This is a genomic window from Roseovarius halophilus (ex Wu et al. 2025) (assembly GCF_047086965.1).
The window spans coordinates 20,577-28,324 of record NZ_JBKOTX010000057.1 but is presented as its reverse complement, the minus strand read 5'-3'; the positions used below and the strand labels follow the sequence as shown (position 1 = coordinate 28,324).

5 protein-coding genes are annotated in these 7,748 nt (G+C 67.0%); 4 read left to right on the top strand and 1 reads right to left on the bottom strand.

Going from position 1 to position 7,748, the window contains the following annotated elements:
* The 4 genes from ACH107_RS13360 to typA all read left to right on the top strand — a co-directional run.
* Nucleotides 1–630: ferritin-like domain-containing protein (locus ACH107_RS13360; protein WP_412506256.1), on the top strand; the 630-nt coding region annotated here is incomplete at its 5' end.
* 178 nt (nt 631–808) lie between these two features.
* A complete protein-coding gene (locus ACH107_RS13355) occupies nt 809–2,125 on the top strand; it encodes a DUF5930 domain-containing protein (RefSeq protein ID WP_412506255.1) in 1,317 nt (438 codons plus the stop codon).
* Complete coding sequence (locus ACH107_RS13350) at nt 2,115–2,681, top strand: polymer-forming cytoskeletal protein (protein ID WP_310690288.1); 567 nt, start codon at nt 2,115–2,117, stop codon at nt 2,679–2,681. Before ACH107_RS13355 ends, ACH107_RS13350 begins: the two co-directional genes overlap by 11 nt.
* A 414-nt stretch (nt 2,682–3,095) precedes the next feature.
* Complete coding sequence (gene typA / locus ACH107_RS13345) at nt 3,096–4,916, top strand: translational GTPase TypA (RefSeq protein ID WP_310690287.1); 1,821 nt, start codon at nt 3,096–3,098, stop codon at nt 4,914–4,916.
* A 90-nt stretch (nt 4,917–5,006) separates the two neighbouring features.
* On the opposite strand, the gene alaS is transcribed toward typA, so the two are convergent.
* The gene (alaS, locus tag ACH107_RS13340) at nt 5,007–7,655 is read right to left on the bottom strand and encodes an alanine--tRNA ligase (RefSeq protein ID WP_412506254.1); all 2,649 of its coding nucleotides are present in this window, start codon (nt 7,653–7,655) and stop codon (nt 5,007–5,009) included.
* Nucleotides 7,656–7,748: the final 93 nt, after the last annotated feature.

The following is a 7,748-nucleotide window of genomic DNA, read 5'->3' as shown; positions in this document are numbered from 1 at the left end:
GAGGTGCCGCGCCGCCGGCCCGGCTCGCCCGCCGGGCGCATCGCCATGCTGCACGCGGTCGCCCATATCGAGCTGAACGCCGTGGACTTGCACTGGGACATCATCGCGCGCTTTGCCGAAACACCGATGCCGCCCGGCTTCTACGACGACTGGGTCAAGGCGGCCGACGAGGAATCCAAGCACTTCAACCTGATCTGCGACTGTCTTGAGGGGCTGGGCAGTCACTATGGCGCCCTGCCGGCCCATGCGGGCATGTGGCGCGCGGCGCATGACACTGCCGAGGACCTGATGGGCCGCCTCGCCGTGGTGCCCATGGTCCTGGAGGCGCGCGGCCTCGACGTGACCCCCGGCATGATCGAGGTCTTCGAGAAAGCCGGAGAGAGTGACGCCGTCACGGCCATGCGGCTGATCTATGCCGAGGAAGTCCACCACGTCGCCTATGGCTCCAAGTGGTTCCATTTCCTCTGCGGACGCGAGAACACCGACCCCAAGGCGGCGTTTCACGATCTGGTCCGGCACTATTTCCATGGGCCGCTCAAGCCACCCTTCAACGAGGAGAAGCGCGCCGAAGCCGGCCTGCCGCCGGATTTCTACTGGCCCCTGGCCGACGCGCCGCCGCCGGGCGACTAGGCCGTCGGCAAATTATCGCCCAAAATGCGGGAATTGCGCAGAACTCTCGCCTGTGCGCTCAAAATCCTTGCGACGTTCCCCCCTGCGCTGTATCCCGCCAAACGAACCTGCGGCCTGCGGGCCACGGTCGGGTCACCCGACCGGCCACGCACCGCGCCAGGATACACAACAGGACGGGATGACCGGCTTCACACACAAGCTCCACGCGATGCTCGAACGCCGCTTTCCGGAAAAGCGTCTCTTTCTGCGCTCGGACGAGCAGACCCGGTTCATCCGGTTTGGCCCCGCGACGCAGCTCATGGCCTGGTCGGGCACCACGCTGGTTCTGGCCTGGACGATCGTCGCCACCGCCATCGTGATCATGGACAGCATCGGCGCGGGCAATTTCCGCGCCCAGGCCCAGCGGAACCAGACAACCTATGAAGAGCGGCTCAACGCGCTTTCGGGCGAACGCGACAGCCGCGCGAGCGAGGCCCGCGCCGCGCAGGACCGTTTCAGCGCCGCACTGGAACAGATTTCACTGATGCAGTCGGAATTGCTGCGCTCCGAGGAACGCCGCCGCGAACTGGAAACCGGTATCGATGTGATACAAACCGCGCTGCGCCGCACCATGGCCGAGCGCGAGGCGGCCCGCGACCGCGCCCGCGCGCTGACGGCTGCGCTCGACGGCGAGACCGGCCCCCCGTCCCGCAGCAACAGCGGCACCTCTTCGGCGCAAACGGTGGACATGCTCGCCGATGCCCTGGCGCAGACCGCGCAGGAGCGCGACCAGATCGCCGCCGACGCCGAATACGCGCTTGAACATGCCTCGGAAATGGAGCTGGAACTGCGCCTGCTGCGCGACAAGAACGATGCCATCTTCAGCCAACTGGAAGAGGCCTTCACCGTCTCGGTCGAGCCGCTCAACAAGATGTTCCGCGCCGCCGGAATGGACCCCGAGCAGGTACTCGATACCGTGCGCAGCGGCTATTCGGGAACCGGCGGGCCGATGACGCCTCTGCAATTCTCCACCCGCGGTGGGCCATCCGATCCGCAGGCCGAGCGTGCCAACACCATCCTGCGGGCCATGGACAGGCTGAACTTGTACCGCCTGGCCGCCGAAAAGGTGCCCTTCGACATTCCCGTCAAATCCGGGTTCCGTTATACCTCGGGCTACGGGATGCGCTGGGGCCGGATGCACGAAGGCACCGACTTCGCCGCGCCAGTGGGCACGCCCATTCATGCCCCCGCCGACGGGGTGGTGACCTTCGCGGGCTGGTCCTCGGGCTATGGCCGCATGGTCAAGATCGAGCACGATTTCGGGATCGAGACACGCTATGCCCACCAGAGCCGTATCCGCGTCGAGAAGGGACAAAGGGTCTCGCGCGGGGATCGTATCGGTGATATTGGCAACTCAGGACGATCCACGGGCCCGCACCTGCACTACGAGATCCGTCAGAGCGGATCGGCCGTGAACCCCATGACCTACATAAGAGCTGGACAAGATGTTTTCTAAGAGCAAGATCAACGAGCCCGGCCCCGCGGCCGACGACAACACCGGCACCGGCACGACAGACACCGCTGCCAACAAACCCGCCGCGCACGCCGGGAGCGACCAAAAGTCGGCCAGCAAGGCCAAACCGCCGGCCTCGGCGCTCTCGGCCGACCTGCACATCACCGGCAACCTCAAGACAAGCGGTGACATCAACATCGAGGGCACGGTGGATGGCGACATCCGCGCCCACCTGCTGACCATCGGCGACGGGGCCACCGTCAACGGCGAATGCATCGCCGACGACGTGGTGGTCCACGGTCGCGTGGTGGGCACGGTGCGCGGGCTGAAGGTGCGCCTGACCTCGACCGCGCGGGTCGAGGGCGACATCATCCACAAAACCATCGCCATCGAATCCGGCGCCCATTTCGAGGGCTCGGTGCAGCGCCAGGACGATCCGCTGAACGCTGGCAGCAGCCGTACGGCGGCCCCGGCCCCCAGTGGACCCCAGCCGGCCAAGGCCGAAGCCGCCAAGCCCGCCCAGGCCCAGCAGCCGCAGAAGGCCGACAGCAAGGGCTGACAGGCGGGCGGCGACAGATGCATCGCAATGCGCCCGCGTTAGCGGGACGACCGGGGGGCGTGGGGCACCGTCGGGGCCCTTAAGGCGTCTCGCTGCAAAGGCGCGCGCCCGTTGCTGACACGGGGCGCGGCATGCCGCGCCCGTCGCGGCCCCTGACCACCGCCATGCGATCCGCGCGCGGAACGGACGGCGTCGGAGAGTAGACCGCGCACAAACGCGGTGCCGGCATCCTGTCCCGGCTCCGAATATCACCGGAATGGCTGGTGTTGCGCCATTCGTTCGCGCGAAAACAGCGACGGCCATCACCCCACTCAACCGAATACGGTCTGCGCAGCAGACAATTCGAAAACGCCCCCTACCCTTTTGCCCGGCCCCGCGATATGGGCTGGAAAACGGTTTTCTGAGGACACTTGAATGGACCTGCGCAACATCGCCATCATCGCCCACGTCGACCACGGCAAGACCACGCTCGTGGACGAACTGCTCAAGCAGTCGGGGGTTTTCCGCGAAAACCAGGCCGTGGCCGAACGGGCCATGGACTCCAACGACCTGGAGCGCGAACGCGGGATCACGATCCTGGCCAAGGCCACAAGCCTCGAGTGGGGCGAAAAACGGATCAATATCGTCGATACCCCCGGCCACGCCGACTTCGGCGGCGAGGTCGAGCGCATCCTGTCCATGGTCGACGGGGTGGTCCTGCTGGTCGACGCCGCCGAGGGGCCGATGCCGCAGACCAAGTTCGTCACCTCCAAGGCGCTGGCGCTGGGGCTGCGCCCCATCGTGGTGCTCAACAAGGTCGACAAGCCCGATGCCGAACCCGACCGCGCCCTCGACGAGGTCTTCGACCTCTTCTCGGCGCTCGATGCCGACGAGGATCAGCTGGATTTCCCCTATCTCTATGCCTCGGGGCGCGCCGGCTGGGCCGATGCCGCGCTGGACGGCCCGCGCACGGACCTGACCGCGCTTTTCGAGATGATCGTTGATCGCGTCCCCGCGCCCAAGCAGGTCGCCGCGCAGGACGCGCCGTTCTCCATGTTGGCGGTCACGCTGGGGGCCGATCCCTTCATCGGCCGCCTGCTGACCGGGCGGGTCGAAAGCGGCACCCTCCGGGCCGGGGCCAATGTCCAGGCGCTGTCGCGCGAGGGCGACAAGATCGAGAGTTTCCGGGTTTCCAAGGTTCTGGCCTTTCGCGGCTTGGGCCAGCAGCCGATCGACGCGGCCCAGGCCGGCGACATCGTCAGCATCGCCGGCATGGGCAAGGCCACCGTGGCCGACACGATCTGCGCCCCGGAAGTGACCGCGCCGATCCCCGCCCAGCCCATCGACCCGCCGACGATCTCGGTCACCTTTGGCATCAATGACAGCCCGCTGGCGGGCCGCGACGGCAAGAAGGTGCAATCCCGCGTCATCCGCGAGCGCCTGATGAAAGAGGCCGAGACCAACGTCGCCATCAAGGTGGAAGACACGCCCGGCGGCGAGGCCTTCGACGTCTCGGGCCGCGGTGAATTGCAGATGGGCGTGCTGATCGAGAACATGCGCCGCGAGGGCTTCGAGCTGTCGATCTCGCGCCCCCGGGTGCTGTTCCAGGACGAGGGCGGCCAGCGCATGGAGCCCATCGAGGAAGTCACCATCGACGTGGACGACGACCATTCCGGTGCCGTGATCGAGAAACTGACCGGCCCGCGCAAAGGGGAACTGGTCGAGATGAAACCGGCCGGGGCCGGCAAGACGCGCATCGTAGCCCACGTGCCCGCCCGCGGCTTGATCGGCTATCACGGCGAGTTTCTGACCGACACGCGCGGCACCGGGGTGCTCAACCGCATGTTCCACGGCTGGGCCCCGCACAAGGGCCAGATTCCCGGCCGTCGCCAGGGGGTGCTGATCTCGATGGAGAACGGCCAGTCCGTGGCCTTCGCCCTATGGAACCTGGAAGACCGCGGCAAGATGTTCATCGGGGCCCAGGTGGACGTCTACCAGGGCATGATCATCGGCGAACACGCCCGCGACAACGACCTCGAGGTCAACCCGCTCAAGGGCAAGAAGCTGACCAACGTGCGTGCTTCGGGTACGGATGACGCCGTGCGGCTCACGCCGCCGGTCACGCTCTCGTTGGAAGAGGCCATCGCCTATATCGACGACGACGAACTTGTAGAGGTCACGCCCAACGCCATCCGACTGCGCAAGCGGCACCTGGACCCGAACGAGCGCAAGCGCCGGGCCAAGCAGGCCGGCTGACGCATCTTCGCGAAAGTGCGGCCCGCACGGGCTGTCATGAAAGCCCGTGCGCCCCGCCATTCGGTCGGATCTGCCCGGCCGGACCGGCGCTTATCCCAGAAGTTTTTCAGCCGCCGCGATCGCGGCCTCGGCCTTGCCGGCGTCCTTGCCACCGCCCTGGGCCATGTCCGGCCGTCCGCCGCCGCCCTTGCCGCCCAGCTCTGCCACGGCCGCCCGCACAAGGTCCACCGCGCTCACGGTCTCGGTCAGGTCCGGCGTCACGCCCGCGGCCACCGCCGCCTTGCCATCCGCATCCGCGATCAACAGCACGGCCCCGCTGCCCATCCGGCCCTTCATCTCGTCGATGATGCCGGGCAGGTCCTTGCCGGTCACGCCCGAGAGCACCTGGGCCATGAAGGCAACCCCGTTGATATCTTTCGCCTCTGGCCCGGTTGCGCCGCCGCCGCCCATGGCCAGCTCGCGGCGCAGCTGGGCGACCTCGTTCTGCAGGGCACGGCGGTCCTCCATCACGGTGCGGATGCGGTCGGGGACATCGCCGGGCTGGACTTTGAGCACCTGCGCGGCCGCGGCCAGCCGGTGATCCTGATCGGCGAGATGGTCCAGCGCCGCCTGCCCGGTCAGCGCCTCGATCCGGCGGACACCGGCGCTCGAGGCGCTGTCGGAGAGGCAGACGAAGGCGCCGATGTCGCCGGTCTGGCGCACATGGGTGCCGCCGCAAAGCTCGATCGACCAGGTCTGCCCGTCCAGCCCCTTGCCCGTCTCGGCCTTGCCCATGGAGACCACGCGCACCTCGTCACCGTATTTCTCGCCGAACAGCGCCTGCGCGCCCAGGGCACGCGCATCGTCGGGCGTCATGATCCGGGTTGTTACGGGGCTGTTCTGGCGGATCATGGCGTTCACGCGATGCTCGATCGCGCGGATCTCATCCAGCGCGATCGGCTTGCCATGGCTGAAGTCGAAGCGCAGCCGATCCGGCGCATTGAGCGAGCCGCGCTGCGCGACGTGATCCCCCAGCGCCTCGCGCAGGGCTTCGTGCAACAGGTGCGTTGCCGAGTGATTGGCCCGGATCGTGGTGCGCCGGGCATGGTCAACCTCCAGTTCCGCGCCTTGACCCGGGGCGATCTGGCCCTCGGTCACCTCGGCAAAGTGAATGAAGACCCCCGCGGCCTTTTTCGTGTCGGTGATCCGCGCCGCGCCGGTGTCGGTGGTCAGGGTGCCGCTGTCGCCCACCTGGCCGCCGCTTTCGGCATAAAAGGGCGTCTGGTTGCAGACCACCTGGACCGTGTCACCCGCCTTGGCCGCATCGGCCCGGTCCGAACCGCGGACGATGGCGACGATCTGGCCCTCGGCCTTTTCGGTGTCATAGCCCAGGAAATCGGTCGCGCCGTGGTCGTCTGCGATGTCGAACCAGACGGCGGCATCCGCGGCCTCGCCCGAGCCGGCCCAGGCGGCCCGCGCCTTGGCCTTCTGTTCGGCCATCGCGGTATCGAAGCCCTCGGTGTCGACCCCGATGCCCCGGTCGCGCAGGGCATCCTGGGTGAGATCCAGCGGAAAGCCGTAGGTGTCATAGAGCTTGAAGGCGGTCTGACCGGCCAGCGCCTGGCCCGCCTCCATGTCGCTGGTTTCCTCGGCCAGAAGTTTCAGCCCACGATCGAGCGTCTGACGGAACCGTTCCTCCTCGCCCAAGAGGGTTTCCTCGATGGTGGCCTGGCGTTCGGTCAGCTCGGGGTAGTGGCCGCCCATCTGCTTGACCAGTTCCGGCACCAGCCGGTGCATGACCGGGTCCTTGGCGCCCAGCAGATGCGCGTGGCGCATGGCCCGGCGCATGATCCGCCGCAGCACATAGCCGCGCCCCTCGTTGCCGGGCAACACGCCCTCGGCGATCAGGAAGGAGGTCGAGCGCAGGTGATCGGCGATCACCCGGTGATGGACGTTGCCCGCGCCGTCGGGATCGGCGCTGGTGGCATGGGCGCTGGCCTCGATCAGGGCGCGCATCAGGTCCGTGTCGTAGTTGTCGTGCTTGCCCTGCAACAGCGCGCCGATGCGTTCCAGCCCCATGCCGGTGTCGATGGACTGCATGTCCAGCGCCTTCATCGAGCCATCCGCGAACTGCTCGTTCTGCATGAAGACCACATTCCATATCTCGATGAAGCGGTCGCCGTCCTCGTCCGGGCTGCCCGGCGGGCCACCGGGGATATGATCGCCGTGATCGTAGAAGATCTCCGTGCAGGGGCCGCAGGGGCCGGTCGGCCCCATCTGCCAGAAGTTGTCGGCGGTATCGATGCGGATGATCCGGTCTTCGGGCAGGCCGATCTTGCGCCACAGCGCATGGGCCTCTTCGTCGGTGTGGTAGATCGTGGCCAGCAGGCGCGCGGGGTCAATGCCGAATTCCCGGGTCAGCAGTTCCCAGGCAAAGCGGATCGCCTCGGCCTTGAAATAGTCGCCAAAGCTGAAATTTCCCAACATTTCAAAGAAGGTATGGTGCCGCGCGGTGTAGCCGACATTGTCTAGGTCATTGTGCTTGCCACCGGCGCGGACGCATTTCTGGCTGGTGGTAGCGCGCTGATAATCGCGGTGTTCCAGCCCGGTGAAGAGATTCTTGAACTGCACCATCCCCGAATTGGTGAACATCAGCGTCGGGTCGTTGCGCGGCACCAATGGCGAACTGGGCACGATCTCGTGGCCCTGTCGCTTGAAATAGTCGAGGAAGGTGCTGCGGATATCGGCAAGGCTGGTCATGATCGCATCCCGGGATTTCTGGCCGGTCAGAAATAGCCCCGGGCCGCGCGACTGTCCACAGGGCGCGGATGCGAAAGGGGCACCGGCCGTGCG

Bases quoted from the DNA above. Each gene is read 5' to 3' on its own strand.
- ACH107_RS13355 (WP_412506255.1), top strand. From the start codon at position 809: ATGACCGGCTTCACACACAAGCTCCACGCGATGCTCGAACGCCGCTTT.
- ACH107_RS13350 (WP_310690288.1), top strand. From the start codon at position 2,115: ATGTTTTCTAAGAGCAAGATCAACGAGCCCGGCCCCGCGGCCGACGAC.
- typA (WP_310690287.1), top strand. From the start codon at position 3,096: ATGGACCTGCGCAACATCGCCATCATCGCCCACGTCGACCACGGCAAG.
- alaS (WP_412506254.1), bottom strand. From the start codon at position 7,655: ATGACCAGCCTTGCCGATATCCGCAGCACCTTCCTCGACTATTTCAAG.